General features: G+C 60.6%; 18 protein-coding genes and 1 riboswitch. Of the genes, 4 read left to right on the top strand and 14 right to left on the bottom strand.

What is annotated here, in order from left to right:
- The first annotated feature begins 3 nt into the window (after window positions 1–3).
- Window positions 4–993 (top strand): class 1b ribonucleoside-diphosphate reductase subunit beta, encoded by a 990-nt coding sequence (gene nrdF, locus FIV05_RS30525; protein ID WP_152512255.1) that lies wholly within the window; start codon window positions 4–6, stop codon window positions 991–993.
- 72 nt (window positions 994–1065) lie between these two features.
- Here nrdF and FIV05_RS30520 read toward each other — a convergent pair whose 3' ends face one another.
- The 10 genes from FIV05_RS30520 to FIV05_RS30475 form a co-directional block, all read right to left on the bottom strand.
- Entirely contained in the window at window positions 1066–1998 is a 933-nt protein-coding gene (locus FIV05_RS30520; RefSeq protein WP_173014018.1) for a (2Fe-2S)-binding protein, read from the bottom strand.
- The gene (locus FIV05_RS30515) at window positions 1991–2788 is read right to left on the bottom strand and encodes a dipeptide/oligopeptide/nickel ABC transporter ATP-binding protein (protein ID WP_152512257.1); all 798 of its coding nucleotides are present in this window, start codon (window positions 2786–2788) and stop codon (window positions 1991–1993) included. The genes FIV05_RS30520 and FIV05_RS30515 overlap by 8 nt, the downstream gene beginning before the upstream one ends.
- A gap of 3 nt (window positions 2789–2791) precedes the next feature.
- The gene (locus FIV05_RS30510; RefSeq protein ID WP_152512258.1) at window positions 2792–4534 is read right to left on the bottom strand and encodes a dipeptide/oligopeptide/nickel ABC transporter permease/ATP-binding protein; all 1743 of its coding nucleotides are present in this window, start codon (window positions 4532–4534) and stop codon (window positions 2792–2794) included.
- Window positions 4527–5489 carry a nickel ABC transporter permease gene (nikB, locus tag FIV05_RS30505; RefSeq protein WP_152512259.1) on the bottom strand — a complete coding sequence of 321 codons (963 nt, stop codon included), beginning with the start codon at window positions 5487–5489 and terminating at the stop codon, window positions 4527–4529. The genes FIV05_RS30510 and nikB overlap by 8 nt, the downstream gene beginning before the upstream one ends.
- Window positions 5490–5498: 9 nt before the next feature.
- Window positions 5499–7052, bottom strand: coding sequence for an ABC transporter substrate-binding protein (locus FIV05_RS30500; protein WP_152512260.1), 1554 nt, complete (start codon window positions 7050–7052; stop codon window positions 5499–5501).
- A 493-nt stretch (window positions 7053–7545) separates the two neighbouring features.
- Window positions 7546–7757, bottom strand: a riboswitch (cobalamin riboswitch).
- 357 nt (window positions 7758–8114) lie between these two features.
- Window positions 8115–8480, bottom strand: a complete 366-nt coding sequence (locus tag FIV05_RS30495; protein WP_055660900.1) for a DUF1801 domain-containing protein — start codon at window positions 8478–8480, stop codon at window positions 8115–8117.
- A 3-nt stretch (window positions 8481–8483) separates the two neighbouring features.
- Window positions 8484–9173 carry a DUF998 domain-containing protein gene (locus tag FIV05_RS30490; protein ID WP_152512261.1) on the bottom strand — a complete coding sequence of 230 codons (690 nt, stop codon included), beginning with the start codon at window positions 9171–9173 and terminating at the stop codon, window positions 8484–8486.
- Window positions 9170–9658, bottom strand: coding sequence for an SRPBCC domain-containing protein (locus FIV05_RS30485; RefSeq protein ID WP_152512262.1), 489 nt, complete (start codon window positions 9656–9658; stop codon window positions 9170–9172). The genes FIV05_RS30490 and FIV05_RS30485 overlap by 4 nt, the downstream gene beginning before the upstream one ends.
- A 2-nt stretch (window positions 9659–9660) precedes the next feature.
- Entirely contained in the window at window positions 9661–9999 is a 339-nt protein-coding gene (locus FIV05_RS30480) for a metalloregulator ArsR/SmtB family transcription factor (RefSeq protein WP_173014017.1), read from the bottom strand.
- Between the two features lie 606 nt (window positions 10000–10605).
- Window positions 10606–11826, bottom strand: a complete 1221-nt coding sequence (locus FIV05_RS30475; RefSeq protein ID WP_152512264.1) for an NnrS family protein — start codon at window positions 11824–11826, stop codon at window positions 10606–10608.
- A 136-nt stretch (window positions 11827–11962) separates the two neighbouring features.
- Here FIV05_RS30475 and FIV05_RS30470 point away from each other — a divergent pair, with 136 nt between their 5' ends.
- A complete protein-coding gene (locus FIV05_RS30470) occupies window positions 11963–12724 on the top strand; it encodes an NnrU family protein (RefSeq protein WP_286202346.1) in 762 nt (253 codons plus the stop codon).
- An 11-nt stretch (window positions 12725–12735) separates the two neighbouring features.
- On the opposite strand, the gene FIV05_RS30465 is transcribed toward FIV05_RS30470, so the two are convergent.
- Genes FIV05_RS30465 through FIV05_RS30450 form a run of 4 tightly spaced genes read right to left on the bottom strand, consistent with a single transcriptional unit; the run spans window position 12736 to window position 15487 of the window.
- Window positions 12736–13122 carry a hypothetical protein gene (locus FIV05_RS30465; RefSeq protein WP_152512265.1) on the bottom strand — a complete coding sequence of 129 codons (387 nt, stop codon included), beginning with the start codon at window positions 13120–13122 and terminating at the stop codon, window positions 12736–12738.
- On the bottom strand, window positions 13095–14006 hold the full coding sequence (locus tag FIV05_RS30460; protein ID WP_152512266.1) for a U32 family peptidase: 912 nt from the start codon (window positions 14004–14006) through the stop codon (window positions 13095–13097). Before FIV05_RS30460 ends, FIV05_RS30465 begins: the two co-directional genes overlap by 28 nt.
- Window positions 14007–14009: 3 nt before the next feature.
- On the bottom strand, window positions 14010–15020 hold the full coding sequence (locus tag FIV05_RS30455; protein WP_152512267.1) for a peptidase U32 family protein: 1011 nt from the start codon (window positions 15018–15020) through the stop codon (window positions 14010–14012).
- The gene (locus tag FIV05_RS30450; protein WP_173014016.1) at window positions 15017–15487 is read right to left on the bottom strand and encodes an SCP2 sterol-binding domain-containing protein; all 471 of its coding nucleotides are present in this window, start codon (window positions 15485–15487) and stop codon (window positions 15017–15019) included. The genes FIV05_RS30455 and FIV05_RS30450 overlap by 4 nt, the downstream gene beginning before the upstream one ends.
- A gap of 236 nt (window positions 15488–15723) precedes the next feature.
- On the opposite strand from FIV05_RS30450, the gene FIV05_RS30445 reads away from it, so the two are divergent.
- Complete coding sequence (locus FIV05_RS30445; RefSeq protein ID WP_286202347.1) at window positions 15724–17238, top strand: UbiD family decarboxylase; 1515 nt, start codon at window positions 15724–15726, stop codon at window positions 17236–17238.
- The gene (locus tag FIV05_RS30440) at window positions 17235–17816 is read left to right on the top strand and encodes a UbiX family flavin prenyltransferase (RefSeq protein ID WP_152512270.1); all 582 of its coding nucleotides are present in this window, start codon (window positions 17235–17237) and stop codon (window positions 17814–17816) included. The genes FIV05_RS30445 and FIV05_RS30440 overlap by 4 nt, the downstream gene beginning before the upstream one ends.
- Window positions 17817–17879 lie beyond the last annotated feature (63 nt).

Raw genomic sequence — 17879 nt, 5'->3', positions numbered from 1 at the left:
ATCATGACCATTCACACCCCCGTATCGGGCCAAGCGCACAAGGTGCCCAAGGCGGTTAACTGGAACCGGCTTCAAGACGACAAGGATCTGGAAATCTGGAACCGCCTGACGGTCAATTTCTGGTTGCCGGAAAAGGTTCCGCTTTCCAACGACATCCAGAGCTGGGCAACGCTCCACGAGGACGAGCAGCAGCTGACCATCCGGGTCTTCACCGGCCTGACCCTGCTCGACACGATCCAGAACACGGTCGGCGCACCTGCACTGATGGTAGATGCGCTGACACCGCACGAGGAAGCGGTCCTCACCAACATCGCCTTCATGGAGGCGGTGCATGCGCGCAGCTATTCTTCCGTTTTCTCGACGCTCTGCCGCACGGCTGATGTCGACGAGGCCTTTCGCTGGTCGGAGGAGAACGAGTTCCTTCAGGCAAAATCCCGCCTGATCCTGGATGAGTACGACACGGTTTCCTCGCCGCTGAAGAAGAAGATCGCCAGCGTCTTCCTGGAGAGCTTCCTGTTTTATTCAGGCTTCTATCTGCCCATGCACTGGTCGAGCCGGGCAAAGCTCACCAACACGGCCGATCTTATCCGCCTGATCATCCGCGACGAAGCCGTGCACGGCTATTACATCGGCTACAAGTTCCAGCGCATGCTGGAACGGCTGCCGGAGGCCGAGCGGCAGGAAGTCAAGGACTTCGCCTTCGCGCTGATGTTCGATCTCTATGAGATCGAGAGCCGATACACCGAAAGCCTCTACGACGGCGTCGGGCTGACGGAAGATGTGAAGCACTTCCTGCACTACAACGCCAACAAGGCGCTCATGAATCTCGGCTACGAACCGCTTTTTCCGGACAGCGTCTGCCAGGTGAACCCTGCGATCATGGCGTCCCTGTCACCGAACGCGGACGAGAACCACGACTTCTTCTCCGGCTCCGGTTCGTCCTACGTCATCGGCAAGGCGGTCGCGACGGAAGACGAGGACTGGGATTTCTGATGGGGTTCCGGCCAGATGGCCGTCGAGCGGGTTTTCCCGGTCAGTCAACGGCTTTTGAGCGGTCGAAACCTGTTAGCTCTCCAGGTCGCAGCGCCCATGCGGCGTGACGAGATTGTCTGTCGGACGGGCGAGGAGGCGTGTGCTCCAGGTGTCGAGGAGTTCCGGCTTGCTGCGGAGCGGGCACCCGCCGCAGTATCCCTTGCCAGGCACCCGATAGACGAGGCAGCAGGTGCCCCGCCGGAACGTCACCCCCTCCCGGTCACCAAGCTGCTTGTAATGCATGTCGCCTGATCTGCCCTGTCCTGCAATCAGGTCAGCGGTTCGTTCGAAGAACTCCACGGCAATTCGGGCAGTCGTCTGCCACGGCACGGCGCTCTGGGCATCTATGAAGGTCAGCGCCATGCCGATCTGCGAGGCGACGGAACCCCTGGCGAGCGGCAATCCCATTTTCCGTGATTGGCGCAGGCGCTCCGTCATGGGCAGGAGATGGCCGTCGAGCAGAACCCTGATGGCGGCATCCGTAAGGTCCGTCACAGTAACGGTCTCAGCGTCCCGCGTGATGTCGCCGGGAAGAGCGTAGACACGAGGCGTTTTCATTGCCACGTCCTGGGGCCGTCCGATGCCGTTGAAGCGGAGAACGAGATTGGATGCGGTGACGTCCGGGATCCTGCCGTGCAGCACCCAGGCCGCCAGCATGGGTGCAGCAACCCTGTAGACATATGTCTGAAGAAACAGAACCGATGCGACCCTGTCCTCGTCGCTGCCGACATCGCGCCCGCGGTCGGCAATGCCGCGCGCGATGTCCGCGTCGGTGAGGTTGTCAGCCGCCAGGACATCCGGCCCGGCAAGACCGGAGTGCAATAACGGGAAGCGCTCGCCGATCTGTCCCGCGATCTCCAGTGTTCCGGCAAGGGTATCCGGACGGTCCGGCCAGTCGAGCGGTGTCTCGCCGAGAGACATCTCCGCGACCGGCACAATGGTGAATTCCGAAAGTGCATCACTCATGTCTTGCGGCTCCGTCTGTGATCGCGGTGTCGGTGGGCGGCGTTGTGAAGGCAAGCGGAAGCACATCGGCCAGAAGCGATCTGGTGCGGGCGTCGCTCGCACGGTCCAGGACGTCCTCCACCGTTCCGCTCTGGACGATCCGCCCCTTGTCCAGAACGATGACCCGCTGACAGATGTCGCGGACCACCGCGAAATCATGGGTGATCAGCAGATAGCTGATGCCGGTCCGCTCGTGCAGGTCGCTGAGGATCCGCAGGACCCTTGCTTGGACGGACACATCGAGCGCCGAAAGCGGCTCATCAAGGACGAGGAGTTTCGGCTCCGGCGCCAGGGCGCGGGCGATACAGATGCGCTGGCACTGGCCAGTGCTGAGTTCGTGCGGATAGCGCGCCAGCAGATCGCCCGTCAGCGAGACCTGCGCCAGGAGCGCCTCGAGCCGTGCTGTCCGCGCCCCACGGGGGCTTGAGCCGAACCAGTTGTCGAGCGGTTCGGAAAGGATTCGCCGTACCGTCCAACGCGGGTTCAGACTGGACCGGGGATCCTGGAAGACGGTCTGGATCTCGCGCCGCGCGAGGCGGCGGACCTCTCGTGCGGCAAGCGGCTGACCGTTCCAGGAGATTGTTCCCCGGTCCGGCCGGGAAAGCCCGAGAATGCATCTTGCGATCGTGCTCTTGCCCGAACCGGAAACCCCCACGAGCCCGACGATCTCGCCGGCAGAGACTTCGAATGACACATCCGTTACAGCCTGCTGGCTTTTGAACGATTTGGCGACGCCTTCAAGCAACAACATGCTTCAAGCCTCCAACATTTGCTTGTGAAGCCTGCGCTGGCCCGGGATCGCGTCCATCAGTTCGCGGGTGTAGGCGTCCTCCGGGGCCGTGAACAGCCGCGACGTTTCACCTTCCTCCACGACCTTTCCGGAGCGCAGGATGACGACCCGGCTGGCCACCCGCGAGACGACGCGAAGATCGTGAGAGATGAACATGAGGCCGAGACCGTATTGTTCCTGAAGGCTGGCCAGGAGGTCGAGAATGCGGATCTGCGTAGAGACGTCGAGTGCCGTCGTCGGTTCGTCCGCGATCAGCAGTGCAGGGCGGTTGACGATCGCCATGGCGATGACGACCCTCTGGCGCATGCCGCCTGACAGCTCATGCGGATACTGCCCGATGACCCTTTCCGGCAAACCGACTTCGCCGACAACTTCCCGGACGCGGTCAGAGATCTCCGCCGGCGAGCCGCCCCGGTGCACGGCCATGGTCTCGCCGATCTGCTCGCCGATCCGCAAAACCGGATTAAGTGCGGACAGTGGGTCCTGGTTGATCAGGGCAACCTGATTGCCGCGAATTTTCCGCCAGTCGTCCCAGATCCAGTTTCCGGTCTCCGCGCCGAACATTCTGACGTCACCGGAGGTGAGGGCGAGGGGAGGTCGCGTCAGGCCGAGGGCCAGCGATGCCAGCGTACTCTTGCCGGATCCGCTTTCCCCGATCAGGCCGAGACATTCACCGCGCCGGACATTCAGGCTGACGCCGTCAAGGATTCGCCGGCCGAAATAGGGCGATCTCCGATCGGTGACATCGACTGTCACATTGTCGAAGGCAAGCAGCGGCGCCGACGATGCCTGTCCGCTCAAAGCAATCTCCGCCGCGGAAGCCGCCTTGCGCCGGGACCTCAGGCGAAGCCAGTTGCGCGGACCATGGACGGCGCGTCCTTCGGTACTGTCCCTTATGATGTCGCCGAAATAGTTGGCGGCAAGAACGACCAGGAAGATTGCCGTTCCGGGAGCCACCACCAGCCAGGGTGCAAGTTCCATCATCGCCCGGCCCTCGTTGAGCATCGCGCCCCATTCAGGCGCCGGGGGCGTGATGCCGAGGCCGAGGAATGACAGGGCGGATATGGCGAGGATGAGGTTGCCGAGGTCCAGCATGGCCAGCACGAGGATCGGTCCGATCAGGTTGAACGCGATGTGATGGACCAGCACCTTTCGGGCCGGGGTCCCCATTGCGCGCGCCGCCAGAACGTATCCCTCCTGCGAGACTTGCATGGTGTAGGCCCGGATGATCCGGGCATAGCTTGGCCAGGCGACTGCCGAGATGGCGACGATGAGCGGCAGCATGCCGCCGCCCATGAGCGCGGCGACCGCGATGGCGAGCACCAGGCGCGGAAAGGCGAGCAGGACATCGATCACCTTGGTCAGCACGAGATCCGCAATGCCGCCGAAATAGCCGGCGACAATCCCGACCGAAACGCCGACGGTCATGACGATCGCGACCGCGACGACCGCGACAGCCAGGGAGGCCCGGCCTCCATAGAGAAGCCGCGCAAAAACGTCGCGTCCGAAATCGTCGGTGCCGAGAGGATGCGCCAGGCTCGGCGGAAGCAGCATTGCCGCGAAATCAGTCTTCAGCGGATCGGCGCTGGTGATCAGCGGCGCCAGGAGGCACATGCCGGCAAGGACCGCGACGATAGCGAGCAAGGCAATGCCGGGCGGGTCGCACCGCAGCCTTGTGGCAAGGTTTCTGCCGAACCGGTCAGACATGGCCCTGTTCCTCCACGCGGACCCGGGGGTCGAGGAAGCGGTAGAGGATATCCACGCTGAAGTTCAGCATGACGAACAGGCCGGCCATGAAGAGGGTAAACCCCTGGATGACCGGATAGTCGCGCCCGCCGATGGCCTCGATCATGTAGCGGCCGACACCGGGCCAGGCAAAGACGGTTTCCACCACAACGGCGCCGCCGAGAAGCCCGCCCGCGACAAGCGAGGAGGACGTCAGCACAGGGATCAGGGCAGGCCGCAGCGCATGGCGCATGAGAAGCCGTCCACGCGGCAGCCCTTTCGCCTCTGCCATCAGCATGTAGGGCTGGGAAAGCGTGTCGAGCAGGCTTGCGCGCAGAAGACGCGAGGTGGCGGCGGCAATGCCCGTGCCGAGCGTTATGGCGGGCAGAATGATGCTCTCCGGACCTTTCCGGCCGATGGCCGGCAGCCAATCGAGCTGGATCGCGAAGAGATATATCAGCAGGACACCCAGAAAGAAGTTCGGCAGGGATTCCCCCGTCAGGCTCAGGATCCGGGTCACATGGTCGACCGGTCGTCCGGCGTAAAGCGCGCCCAGAATGCCGCTCGGAATCGCTATTGCGAACATGACAACAAGCGACGCACCGGCAAGGATGAGCGTTCCGGGGATGCGTAGCGCCAGTTCGCCGAGGATCGGCTGCCGGCTGCGCAGGGAGGTTCCCAGGTTTCCTTGCAGGATCTGGCCCAACCAATTGGAGTACTGGACGGGGAGCGGATCCGACAGCCCGAGTTTCGTGCGCAGGTCCTCGATGTCGGCCATGGTGAGCTCGGCGCTGCCCGCTCCCGGATCGAACATCGTGAGAAGGACGGCCGTCGCCGGGTCCCCCGGGATGAACCGCAGCAGCAGAAAGACCACCAAGGTTGTCCCGAAGAGGACGGCGACGGCGGCCGCCGCGCGCCTGAGTGCATATCGCAGCATGGGCCGGCGTTACTCGGACGCGATATACATGCCCGGGGTGATGTCCCGGGGGCGTTCGGGGTCGACGCCGCGCACATCGGCCGCAAAGGCAACGGAAAGAACGGCCGTATTCGATACCCAGACAAGGCCGGTGTCATCGAAGACGATGTCCTGGATCTGTCTGGCCAGCTCGAACCGTCGTTCCTGGTCCGTTTGGGTGCGCAATTCGTCGAGCAGGGCATCGACATCGGCGTTCGAATAGTCCTGCCAGTTGCGCACGGAGTCGGTGTGGTACCACTGGTTCAGCGTGCCGTGCAGGTCGCCCGTCGGCTTCGGGCAGGAGCAGTAGGTGGCGATGTCGAAGGCGCCATCCAGCATGATCTGGTTCGAGGCGGCCGGTTCCACCACTTTCAGGTTCAACGCCACACCGATCTCACGCATCTGGGACTCCAGCGCGACGGCGATGGTGTTCCACCAGCCGTAGGTCAGAAGATCGAATTCGAGCCGCTCTCCATCCTTCTCGCGGATGCCATCGCTGCCGGGCACCCAGCCCATCTCGTCGAGAAGAGCCTTCGCCTTTTCGGCGTCCGACACCTGCGTCCGGTCGATCGCATAGGGAAGGCCGGCCGGAAAATGCCCGGTCGGCATGACGGCGAAGGGGGCCATGATCGAATTGACGATCTCGTCACGGTCGACTCCGAGGCTGATGGCCTGGCGCATTTTCAGGTCTTTCAGCAGCGGATTGTCGTAGTTCATCCAGATGTTCCACGTGCTGCGTGGCAGTTCCGCGATCGTGAAGTCCTTGCTGAGCCTGTAAAGACGCAATTGCTCGAACTGCACGTTGCCGTCCATGTCGGCTTCGCCGGACTTCATTGCGAGGTAGCGGGTCTGGGGATCGACTACGAAACGTGCCTCGATGCGTTTGAGCAGGGGCTGTTTGCCGTGATAGTTCTCAAAGGGTTCACCAGCGATCAACTCGCCCGGGACGAATTCCACCGGCCGAAAATAGCCGGTCATGTCACCCGTCGTCGCATATTGATCGCCGAGCTCGTCGATGATGGCGACGTTCTCGATGGCGAGTGTCGTCGTCTTGTAGAGAAAGGCTGGATCTTCCGACAGGGTACGGATCTCCAGCGTCGTCTTTCCGACCGGCGTGAACACCACGTCCTTCAGGGAACTACGGGCGCGAGGATTGTTTTCCTGGTGCCGGCGCAGCGAGGCGGCAACGGCCTCTGCATCGGCGGGCGCGCCGCTCCAGAAGACGGCATCCGGTTGCAACTCGACCCGCCACAGGGTCGGCTCGACCAGCTCCCAGCTGACGGCTAGGCCCTTGAAGAGCGTCGTGCCATCGAAGGATTCATAAACAAGCGGCTCGGCGAAGCCGTTGTCAATAAGCCGCTGGGCATCGATGTTGGTCGGGTCGAGCGAGCGCGGCATATTCACCGTGACGAGACGTAGCACCTGGTCTTCCGGCGCAGCCATGTTCTCCTGCGCCGCGGCCGCCAGGGGCGCTCCTGCCAGCAGCGCCAAGGCTGCTACTTTTAAAAGACGCGCAAACGCGCTTGGGATTGGTGCCGGTGTCATTGATTTGCTCCGAAGTTTGTCGGGAGGGAATAGATGTGAGAGGCGATTTTGAAGCTGGCGATTGCTGTTCAGCGGGAACCGCAGGATCTGCAGACGTGCCGGAAGAGGAGCATCAGAGAGAGCGTGCGGAAATACGAATGGCGGCGTGATGAGAGCCGCATGCGCGAAACCGTTTGATATCTTGTCTGTTCATCGCTGCCCGCTCTTGTTCGAGAGGTGTTCAGGCTCGTCAAATAGTAATGTTATTACATTACAGAAAGCTGATGTGACAAGCTCTTTTCTAGGGCATTGCTGGCGCATGGCGCGTGTAGCGGGCGGGCCCAGGCTCGAGACGATGTCAGATGGCTGAAATTTTGTTTGAGACGATTCGAGGTCTGTCCGGTCCATATCGCCCTCCGCGAAAGCGCGGGGCGTTGGCGAACCGAATGTGCAATTGTGTCAGCAGACGCTGAAATGCCATGTCACTCGCTCCTCCGGGACACCCCGCCCGGGTTGAGGTTGAAGATGAAATGGCAGGTCTCCTGACTTGCGGGTCGCTGCTTGCCTGATCCTTCCCGGTTTGACCCAGTGGAGTTTTCAGGTTCGCTCGCCGCTCACAGTTGCGGGGGCAGTCACGGATTTGGTGCCTTCTGGCTACGCCTCACCGTGTTCCCTTTTAATCCCGTTGGCGGCCAGCCTTCGGGAACCATGGCCGATACAATCGGGGGCCTTGTCATTAGTGTCAAGTCGCCAATTTTGAAACAGGGATCCCACAAGGCACGTTTTGCTATTGCGGGGCTCGGGGCGTCTTTTATCTAAATTCGGATTGAGTGCAGGCCATATCGCCGTGCCTCTCAGCGCAGCACTCGAACCCATGACGACTTAGGTGACGCAAAGCAGCCACTGGACCAATAAGTGTTGAATGACAGCAATGGTCCAGTTTGTGTTAACCAGCTGCCAGGCAAGGTCTCGGTCGGGATGCGGTGCCACGGCAAGTCCGCTTCGAGCCCAATTTGGCAGATGCTGCACTTCGAACAAATGTCTGGCTCCGTTACCTGACAAGCTGCGGGCGTTTGCCACGAGTCAGTTCATGTCCAGTTCAATTGCTTGACGAATATAGTGCCGGAACGGTTCTTCCGGGTAGTTTTCCATGGTTTTGACCTGCACGGTTCTGGAATGCTTGCCAGACCCGCGCAACATGTCGAATGGATCATCAAAATGGGCACCCCTCGTGAAAGAGAAGGTGACGCAAGTCTTTGTCGGACTGATCGCCACGACGTCTCTGTTCATTTTGAAGACAGGCACTGAATAGTACGTCTCCGTTCCACCGCGCATACGAAAGGAGGCCTCTGGCGCAACAAGCGCCATCTGTGAAACGAATGCGCGGACGATATCGTGAAACTGTTGCTGAACACGGCTCTCAAGGAAATTCTCAAGGTCTTCAGTCATGGTTCAATGCCCCCTTGTTGCGTGGGGCTCTTCAGGTCGCCCGCGGTAAGCCGCAAAAGCCAGCGCAACAAACCAGGCAAAATAGCTTAGCCATTGCAGGCGACCGATGAGAGCGCTGTGTGTTTCAGGTCCGAATACATGATCGGGCGGCATGGACATGATAAACGCCACCATCACAACAACCGCGAACAAGGATATCGCAACAAGCCACAACGCAAACCCGCGCCAGCCTGATTGGCGTGCCAAAGCGATGCTTCCAATCAGGACAGCGATAGGGGTGAAATCCAGCGACGCCCCGATTACGTGGAGGGTTCCGGTTCCTGTCAGCGCCTCTATTGGAGTCCCGGTGGGATCGGGCGGAAATACTCCGCCGATGACCATTCCGAACGCGGCCAAACCAAGCAGGCCTGATACAATCCAGCGGACCCACCCGTGAAGAAGCACGGCCAGGATTACCGCTGAACTTCCGAGCGCCAGAGCCATCGCTGCGAAGGTAAACCGCATCAGCCAGCCCCAGTTGCCAAGCATGTAATCGCTGAGGAAGACCCAGGTCGGGTCAACCTCTCGGCGCAACAAATGCAAAGCGGTTAGGAGAAGAAAAGCCGCGCCTGTCGATGCTGCTAGAACCGCGCTTTTACCGCCAATGACCGGACCTGTTATTGTCTTGTGATTGCTCATCAATTTGGCTTTCAACTTTCAAGTTCCGCAACGTCCAGCGCGTCAAGGTTCGCGTAACTGGCCTCCATGCCATCAGCCATGCCGGTCTCGAGCATTGCCTTGCGGGTCCCCGCGTCGGGCAAGGACATGCGCAGAACCATCCTCGTGCCGGAGCCGTCGGGTTCGAACCGTGTGTCGATGTTGTTGTCCGGTGTGGGATCCGGTATCAGCATCCGTTCCACATGGACAATCCGTCGGTCGGGCTCCAGCGCCAAATATTCCCCGATAATGGTAAAACCGGCGCCAGCCCCGTCGCTGTATTCGTGACGGAACGCACCGCCGGGACGCACATCCATCTCACAGACCGGCATCGACCAGCCAGGCGGGCCAAGCATCCATCTTTGCACAAGCTCCGGGTCGGTATGCGCGCGATACACCAAGGCCGGCGGTGCATGGAAGTGGCGTGTAACCGTAAGGTCGGTCTCGCCGTCGAGTTTGATTGAAAGGGGGGCATTGGTCATAGTCAGTCCTTTTTCCTTGAGGCCTCTTCCGTCGCCATGTCAGCGAGCACCGCGTCGAGGCGGTCGTAGTTGGCTTCCAGGCCGCGACGCAGCAACGCGAGCCATCCTTCAATTTCTTCAAGTGCACCATCGGCAAGACGGCATGGTCGGCGGGTGCCGTCTACCCGGCGCGTGATGAGCCCAGCTTCTTCGAGAACCTTGAGGTGGTGCGAAATCGCCGGTTGGCTTACGGCAAAGGGCCGGGCGATTTCTCCGACCGTAGCCTCGCCTCCCGCGAGGTGCGCAATGATGGCCCGGCGGGTTGGGTCGGCGAGCGCGGCAAAAGCGAGATCAGGTGTCAATGCCAAGCCTCTCTTAAATTAACATCTGTCTATATAAATATCTATTTAAATAATGGCAAGTGCCCCACGGTAGAGGCAAGACTGGCCAGCTCCACGCCGTGCAAGATATGCAAAACCCGGACTTTTCTGGCGCGGGCCAATTCAATAGGTGTGGGCGCGGCGGTCCCGAAAGCAGTCATTGGCGCATCTGCGGCGAAAGCTCACATTGTCCGATGAGTGGGCCTTGGCAGTGAGGTAGACAACGCAGCAGCCGATGGCTGGTATAGCGGGCCTCAGCGCAGCATGCGGTTCCACCAATAAAAGGCAGCTTTGGGCCGTTTGTGTCGACCAACCGCCAGCCAAGTTCAGGATTGAGATGCTGTATCCGGGCAGCGCCTTTTGTAGAGGAAGGCGCGGCGTTCTTGGTGTGGAACAGGCGTGAAGAATGGAAGCTAGCATTTGGACAGGAAGGGAAACGCTCGCTTTCCTGCTCACATTTCGGCGCTAGATCCGCGTGGCGCGATCCAGGGTTCATTGAAGACCACAACTCACGAAGCGTGTCGGAATCGATTTCGGGGGAGATGAAAAAAAGGCGCTCACCTGTGGCGAGCGCCTTGATAAATATTGTTATTTCCGTGTTCGAGGCGTCGTCAGGATCGGAAAATAGACCCCGACATACAAACCGAAGGCCACGATCCACAGACCGCCCGACAGCAACATGGTTTCGAAATAGCCGAGGGCGCCGAGCCCGAAACTTCGCACCAGCGCGGCGGCGATCAGAAGCACATAGGCGAGCACGATCGGCTTCGAAACCTTCAACGGCAAACCCGCGTGACCGAGCGAGGCGCGCGTCATCATTGCAAGTGTCATGCTGCCGATCGCGCCGGCTGCAAGCAGATGCAGGGCAGCGGTTTCGGAGTATTCGCCGGTCAGTAAAGTCACGCCGTAAACCAGGTACCCGAACCCAAGCAGCAGATAGGCGGCATGCAGGATCCAGAGGATCGGTTCCTTTCGCGCCGCCCAGCCTTGCCAGCCGGCAAGACGTAACAGCGTGACCAGCCCGGCCGCCAGGCAAAGCCCACCACGCAACACTTCAGGCACAAACGGCAGGAATGCGAGAGCTGTCAGCAGCACAAGCAGGATACCTGCCCGGTCCAGCCAGACACGCGACACGGGCAGGGGCCCTTGATAGCCCGCCCGAAGCAGGGCATTGCGCGTGAACGCCGGCACGACCCGGCCGCCGATAATCGCGATCATGGCCGTGCTGGTGAAAATCCCCATTCTAACGCCGGCCTGGGCGGTGTCGTCCGTCCAGCCGACCCACTCCATATGCATCATCAGATTACCGGTAAGGAGAGCCGTCAGCAGAGCCAGGAACACCATGTTGCGGGCCTGGGATTTGCGAGCGAGGCGCCCGAGTACGGCAGTGGAGAGGACCGGGACAAAGGCAAGGTCCACCGCGGCAACGATCACCGGGTCGATGCCGTTGGAAAACCAGATGGCAACCCGTCCCGCAAGCCAGACCGCGCCACTGGCAATGACAAACAGCGAACCGGCTTCCTTCGTTCCGGTCCAGTTGGGCACCGCTGTCACGAAGAACCCCGCAATCACGGCAGCCGTGTAGCCGAAAACCATTTCATGCGCGTGCCAGAGGTGCGGAGCCATGGACAGGGGTGTGGAGACAAAGGTGCCTCCGGCAGCGTGCACACCGAGCCAGACTGTCCAGGCGAACATGGCAAAAACCGAAAAAATGCCTGCGGACAGGAAAAAGAACCTGAACCCGGCGGTCAACACTGTCGGGATCCGGTTAGGGCCGCCCAATGCCCCGAAACGATGAGTTGCCATCATGAGCTTGCCTTTCAGGGTGTTTCTGCCGGCCGACCGGCAAATGCAGCTGAAGATAAAACAGGCCGAAGGGCCCTTGGCTCATGATTCCAAGGCGGGTCTGCAAGTGTCTTGACCATCGTCAAGTCGGATTGGATTTATGACTATAAGAGTCATGTATATCGACGGAGCTGCCAGGTTCCGGAAACGTGTTCCCGAAGAGAGCGCCCCATCCATGCCCAGCCTCAACTGGCTCAATTTTATCGCGGCCTTCCTGGTCTTTTTCGCCTCCCACATGGTTCTGGTCAGGCCGCCGATACGTCCCCTTCTGGTCGCCTTCCTCTCACCGCGCGGGTTTTCACTCTGCTATTCGCTGCTTTCGCTGGTGATCCTGTGGTGGCTGATTGTGGCAGCCCGTGATGCGCCATACGTTGCGCTTTGGCGCTGGGAGCCCTGGCAGACCCTTTTACCCGTATTGATGATGCTGCCCGTCTGTCTGATCCTCGCCTTCGGGGTCGGTGCACCAAACCCGTTCTCCTTCGGCGGGCGGCACAACAACCGGTTCGATCCCGAGCGCCCAGGCATCGTTGGCCTGATGCGTCACCCGATCCTGGTGGCTGCGTTTCTGTGGTCGGTAGCGCATGTGGTTCCAAACGGAGATCTGGCACACGTCATCCTGTTCGGAACGTTTGCGGTTTTCTCTCTGGCTGGCATGAGACTGATCGACCGGCGCAAACAAAGGGAAATGGGCAATACCTGGAATTGCCTGCTTGCCGACATGAAGCGTTCATCCAGAGAGGTGTCGGTCAACTGGCAAGCAATCCTGATAAGGGCAACGGCAGGGTTTGTGCTCTACATCGTCCTGGCTGTTGCGCACCCCTTGTTTGCAGGTGTCGATCCCGTGGCAACGCTGATGCCGTAAGGCGGCGGTCTTCAAGACTTGCCGGAAATTCTGGCCAGTTCCGTCAGCCGCCGGGCACACCGATCCGCCATATCTGCCAGAAACTTGAGGCTTTCGGCATGATCGACCATCTCCTGCGCTGTCAGCGGCTTGCGACTGAGGAGCGCCAGATCGCTCAGGAAGGATATACCGGCAGCCAACTGCGCATACTCTGTCTCGATATTGCCGGTCAGGTCCTTCTGCAGCTTGAGGGTTCTCCAGGTTTCTATGGCGACGATCGTCCGGTCCAGTTGTTCCTTGCACGTACAGGGCATGTCCAGACGTTGCAGTTCACGGTGGATCTGCTCGATGACATCCGGAAACGGTTCGCTTCGCGCTTCGATGCCCGGTCTCAGGCCGGGAGTGTCGCTGTCTTCCATCCTGCATCTCCTGCGAGATAGGCGTTGCAGACAGGGCCGGGCAGGCCTTGGCCTGTGAGCTCTGCACTCAAGTCTTCACATGTCAGATCGCCGTCCAGAAACCGCCTGAAGCTTCCTGCGACCTTCACCATGTCTAGCGAATGAGGAGACAGGCGCAGCCGGCGGATACCCATTGCCTGCAATTGTCCGCTTGTTACGCCCGCAACATGAACGGCATCCGACAGGGTTTGAATTCCGTTTGCCGCCAGGAACCTGCGATCGTCCAGTGTGGCGATGTTCATTCCGTCTGGGTCGCGATCACAGACAAACTGACAGGCATCCTTGCGCAGCCCATGTGCCCTTGCATGATAACAACGGGAGGAGAGTGCGAGTGGAAGCCTGCCGAACGCAAATAGTTCAATGTCCACCTCCGGCACGAGCGCGGCGATTTTCTGGATCGAAACAAGAGGCAGTTCGACCGGAGGGCACCAGGCCGTGGCTCCTCTGTCGGCAAGCAGTCTGAGGCTGGCTTCGTTGTAGACATTCAGAAACGGGCCGGCCGTGAATTCCTGGCCGGCACGGCCTGGGACCATCGACAGATCGTTGATCTCTATCGGCATGTCGTAACCGGCCTGCTGGCGCAGGATCTCTCGTTCCCGCTTGTTGACGGGTTGCGCAAGCCCCGACAGGACCACCTGTTTACCGGCCTTGGTCAGCATCTCCATGATGTCCGGCCAGATCGCATCGGTGAACGGCATACGCTTGCCGCACACGACTTCACCCAGATACACGCGATCGATGTCCGCTTCCTCGGCGATGCCGCGGTAGAAGTCGACAAGCCGCTCTGTAGACCAGTTGAAGAAACAGGGCCCGAGCGCAAGTTCAATATTCGGATTGTCCGGCATCTTTTATCGCCATGTTTTCTTGTAGGAGCCTGCGGTCTGACGGCCGCCTTCCGAAAAGGCCTTCAAGGCGCCGATGGCCGGACCGGGGTCAGCGCCGTTTGAAAGACTGTCTACGGCCTTCCTGAACGCACCGACGACACCCGCGATATAGGCTTTGCCGCGCTGGCGACCTTCGATTTTCAGCGCGGTGACACCCGCCTTGGAAAGGTCTCCGAGAAGCTCGAAGGCATTAAGGGAAACCGGATCCTCGAACAGGTAGCCGGTCTTGCCTTCCGCGGTGAACTGGCCCTTGCAGAGCGTCGGATACCCGGCTGCCTGGCCTTGCTCGAAACTGTCGATTGTGAACCCGCCGAGCCGGGCCTGAAGTTTGCCGTCGGCGTCTTCGGTGTAGTCGACATGTTCCGGCGGCGAACACACGCCGGTCAGGTTCGGCGACTTGCCCGTGGCGTAGGAGGAAAGCGAGCATCTGCCCTCAGTCATCACGCAAAGCCCGCCGAATACGAAGACCTCGGTTTCGACATTGATTTCCTTGTTCAGGCTCGCGATTTCAGGCACCGACAGCACCCTGGGCAAGACGACGCGCTTCACCCCGAAAGTGTCCGCATAGAACCGGATCGCCTCGGGCGTGTTGGCGGCCGCCTGCACGGACAGATGAAGCCTCAGGGCAGGATGGTTGCTTGCCGCGTGGTCAAGAACGGCAAGATCTGCGGCAATGACCGCGTCGGCCCTGCATTGCGCGGCCGTATCGACAGCCTCTCGCCACAGACCGACATCTCCGGCCCGGGCAAACGTGTTGATCGCGACCAGCACCCTGGACCCCTTGCGGTGGGCAAAGGCAACACCCTCCGCCAGCTCTTCCGGCGAGAAGTTCAGCCCGGGAAAGTTGCGCGCGTTGGTCTCGTTTGCAAGGCCGCAATAGATCGCGTCGGCACCGGCTTCCGCTGCTGCGCGTAATGCGGCGGGTGTTCCCGCCGGGCAAACCAGTTCCATAGGTTTAGCTTCAGGGGATTTCATGAGAGTTTCTGCCGGGAAGATTCAGCCTGGGCGGATTTTTGCGCAAAGGCACGAACCTGGCCCAGCAGCTTGTCGCTGAAGGTGTTCACCCAGTCGGCCGATTGTCCGCTCAGGCCGAAGAATTCGCCCGGGGTGAGGTCTGCCTCTTCCAGCGTGTTGCGCAGGGCCAACACGTGCTCTGTCCTGCCTTCGATACGAAGATCACGGCTGAAGAACAGGGCGTCGCCATCATAGGTGCCGTCCAGCAGTCCCAGCAGTACCAGAAAGGGAGCGCGCACGATCGCCCTGGCATCGCCGATCCGGCTCTTGTCGCAGATCCGGACCCTGGAGTTGTCCGCGTCCAGTGACAGAAGAAAGGCGTGGGGCAAATCGTCCGGCACGATCGCGATCGGCACCTGGACAACGTCGCCGAGCCTGCGGATCAGATCCGGACGGCGTGCGACGAGGCGTTTCGTGAGGGTAGACAACAGCGCTTCCATTGGGGGTTTCGGAAGGGGCGAAACAAGGGAGGAAACGAGTGGTGGCAGGCTTTCCGAAGAGGGGTGTGTTTGCATCCGGATCTCACTTTCTGTGAGCGGAGCCTAGACCGGCATCGCCCCTTGCCAACTTGACAATTATCAAGGCGAGCATCGGTCGTTCTGCCGATATCGCCGGACACTCTGAGCAGCGTGTTGCCACACGCGCATGTCTTGCTGGAACCACGATGCAAAAGACCGGTCGCGACCTGCCTCCCTTTCCCAACTTGCGGAAATTCCTGGACTTTCTGGGTTGTGAGGACGATCTGAAAACCCTGAACACCCCCGTGGATGTTCATCTTGAAGCGACTGCGTTACATCAGAAAGTGATCGGGAGTGCCGGTCCCGCGGTCCTGGTTTCCAATCCAGTCCGGGCAGACCGGGGCGGTTTTGCCGCACCCCTTCTGATCAATCTCTTCGGCACCTCGAAGCGCGTTGCGAACGGACTGGGTCTTCACTCCGAAAACCTGCCCGATCTCGGACAGTTTCTGGCCAGCTTGCGCAGCCCGCAGCCGCCCGCTTCCTGGCGGGAGGCTGGAACCCTGGTCCAGGCGGCAAAGGCAGGGCTTAATTCAAGGCCGAAGATGACAGGCGTTCCCAAGGAACTCCAGCGGGTTGAGCCGGACCTTTCGCAGCTTCCGGTACAGACCTGCTGGCCGGGCGATGCGGGACCGCTGATCACCTGGGGAATGGTCGTCACCCGTCGTCCCGGCAAGGACGACCCCAGAAGCTACAATCTCGGCATCTACCGTATCCAGGTGTTGGACAAGGACAGGGCAATCCTGCGCTGGCTGCCGTTTCGCGGCGGTGCCCAGCATTATCGCCAGTGGCAGCAGTCAGGCGAGGCAATGCCTGTTGCTGTGGTGATCGGCTGTGATCCGGCAACCTTGCTGGCGTCCGTTATCCCGGCTCCGGCGAACGTGAGTGAACTGGCGCTGGCCGGCATCTTCAACGGCGCGCCATCAAGGCTCGCTCCTTGCGACACGATCGATCTTCATGTCCCGGCAAGTTCCGAGATTGTCCTGGAAGGAGAGGCCCAGCCGGGAGAGACGGCGCTGGAAGGTCCTTTCGGCGATCACACCGGTTACTACAACGAAGCCGCCGATTATCCTGTGTTCCGGCTGACGGCCATGAAGATGCGCCGGGACTGCGTCTATCTGTCGACCTTCACAGGCAGGGCACCCGACGAGCCCTCTGTTATCGGCGAGGCCATGACGGATCTCTTCCGCCCGCTGCTGCAACAGGCCATTCCGGAAATTGTCGATGTCCATCTGCCCCCTGCGACCTGTTCCTACAGAGTGGCGATCCTTCAGATCGCCAAGACCTATCCCGGTCAGGCACGGAGGGCGATGATGGGTTTCTGGTCACTCTTGCCGCAGTTTTCGATGACCAAATACGTGATCGTTGTCGATCAGGACATCGACATCCGGAACTGGGACGATGTCATGTGGGCTGTCGCGACACGGTCCGACCCGGAGCGCGACCTGCTCGTCCTGACCGGCACCCCGGTCGATCAACTGGACTTTGCCAGTCCGCGCGAGGGACTGGGCGGCAAGCTCGGCATCGATGCGACGATCAAGACAGGCGCTGATACGACACGGATATTTGCGGAGAAACTGACCATGCCGGCGGAGATGGAAAAGCGCGCTGACAGCCTCTTCGCGCAGCTATTTCAGACATCTGATTCCGAGGTGCACCCATGAGCCGGCGCAAACGACTTGCAATCGGCATTTCCGGGGCATCGGGTGCGGCAATTGCACTTGAACTTCTGCGGTTGTGCAAGGCACTCAAGCTCGAAACCTTCACCACGGTGAGCGCTGCGGCGGAACGGACGATACAGCTTGAATTGGGTGATGCGGCCCGCCGGGAAATCCACGATCTCGCGACGCAAGAATATGCCGCTTCGGATATCGCCGCACCCATATCCAGCGGATCCTTTCAGATGGATGCCATGATCGTCGCGCCCTGTTCCATGCGCAGCCTCGCAGCCATAGCCTACGGCACGGGGGAGGGTCTGCTGGCGCGCGCTGCAGATGTCACCCTGAAGGAACGCAGGCCACTTGTCCTGCTGGCACGTGAAGCCCCGCTCCACGAAGGGCACCTGGAGGCAATGCTCAAGGTTACCCGCATGGGTGCGATCGTCGCACCGCCGGTGCCTCCGTTTTATCTGGGCCTTTCAACGATAGAGGAAATGACCCGGCAGATTGCTGCCCGGGCGCTCGCAACGGCGGGGATCGATCCGGGAGACAGCCTGCGGCGATGGACTGGTGAACGAGCCTGAAATTAGTCTCCGGTGGCCCTTTGCCGGTCGATCTGTGATCTTTCACCGCGACCGGCCCCCTGT

It is taken from the genome of Labrenzia sp. THAF191a (genome assembly GCF_009363335.1).
Lineage (GTDB): Bacteria > Pseudomonadota > Alphaproteobacteria > Rhizobiales > Stappiaceae > Roseibium > Roseibium algicola.
This window is presented reverse-complemented; position numbering and strand designations above follow the sequence as displayed.

What these genes read in the sequence shown, in the direction of transcription:
- FIV05_RS30520 (WP_173014018.1), bottom strand. Translation starts at nt 1,998, where the DNA reads ATGAGTGATGCACTTTCGGAATTCACCATTGTGCCGGTCGCGGAGATG.
- FIV05_RS30445 (WP_286202347.1), top strand. Translation starts at nt 15,724, where the DNA reads ATGCAAAAGACCGGTCGCGACCTGCCTCCCTTTCCCAACTTGCGGAAA.
- FIV05_RS30440 (WP_152512270.1), top strand. Translation starts at nt 17,235, where the DNA reads ATGAGCCGGCGCAAACGACTTGCAATCGGCATTTCCGGGGCATCGGGT.
- FIV05_RS30510 (WP_152512258.1), bottom strand. Translation starts at nt 4,534, where the DNA reads ATGTCTGACCGGTTCGGCAGAAACCTTGCCACAAGGCTGCGGTGCGAC.
- FIV05_RS30475 (WP_152512264.1), bottom strand. Translation starts at nt 11,826, where the DNA reads ATGATGGCAACTCATCGTTTCGGGGCATTGGGCGGCCCTAACCGGATC.
- FIV05_RS30495 (WP_055660900.1), bottom strand. Translation starts at nt 8,480, where the DNA reads ATGACTGAAGACCTTGAGAATTTCCTTGAGAGCCGTGTTCAGCAACAG.
- FIV05_RS30465 (WP_152512265.1), bottom strand. Translation starts at nt 13,122, where the DNA reads ATGGAAGACAGCGACACTCCCGGCCTGAGACCGGGCATCGAAGCGCGA.
- FIV05_RS30485 (WP_152512262.1), bottom strand. Translation starts at nt 9,658, where the DNA reads ATGACCAATGCCCCCCTTTCAATCAAACTCGACGGCGAGACCGACCTT.
- FIV05_RS30470 (WP_286202346.1), top strand. Translation starts at nt 11,963, where the DNA reads ATGACTATAAGAGTCATGTATATCGACGGAGCTGCCAGGTTCCGGAAA.
- FIV05_RS30500 (WP_152512260.1), bottom strand. Translation starts at nt 7,052, where the DNA reads ATGACACCGGCACCAATCCCAAGCGCGTTTGCGCGTCTTTTAAAAGTA.
- FIV05_RS30515 (WP_152512257.1), bottom strand. Translation starts at nt 2,788, where the DNA reads ATGTTGTTGCTTGAAGGCGTCGCCAAATCGTTCAAAAGCCAGCAGGCT.
- nikB (WP_152512259.1), bottom strand. Translation starts at nt 5,489, where the DNA reads ATGCTGCGATATGCACTCAGGCGCGCGGCGGCCGCCGTCGCCGTCCTC.
- nrdF (WP_152512255.1), top strand. Translation starts at nt 4, where the DNA reads ATGACCATTCACACCCCCGTATCGGGCCAAGCGCACAAGGTGCCCAAG.
- FIV05_RS30455 (WP_152512267.1), bottom strand. Translation starts at nt 15,020, where the DNA reads ATGAAATCCCCTGAAGCTAAACCTATGGAACTGGTTTGCCCGGCGGGA.
- FIV05_RS30460 (WP_152512266.1), bottom strand. Translation starts at nt 14,006, where the DNA reads ATGCCGGACAATCCGAATATTGAACTTGCGCTCGGGCCCTGTTTCTTC.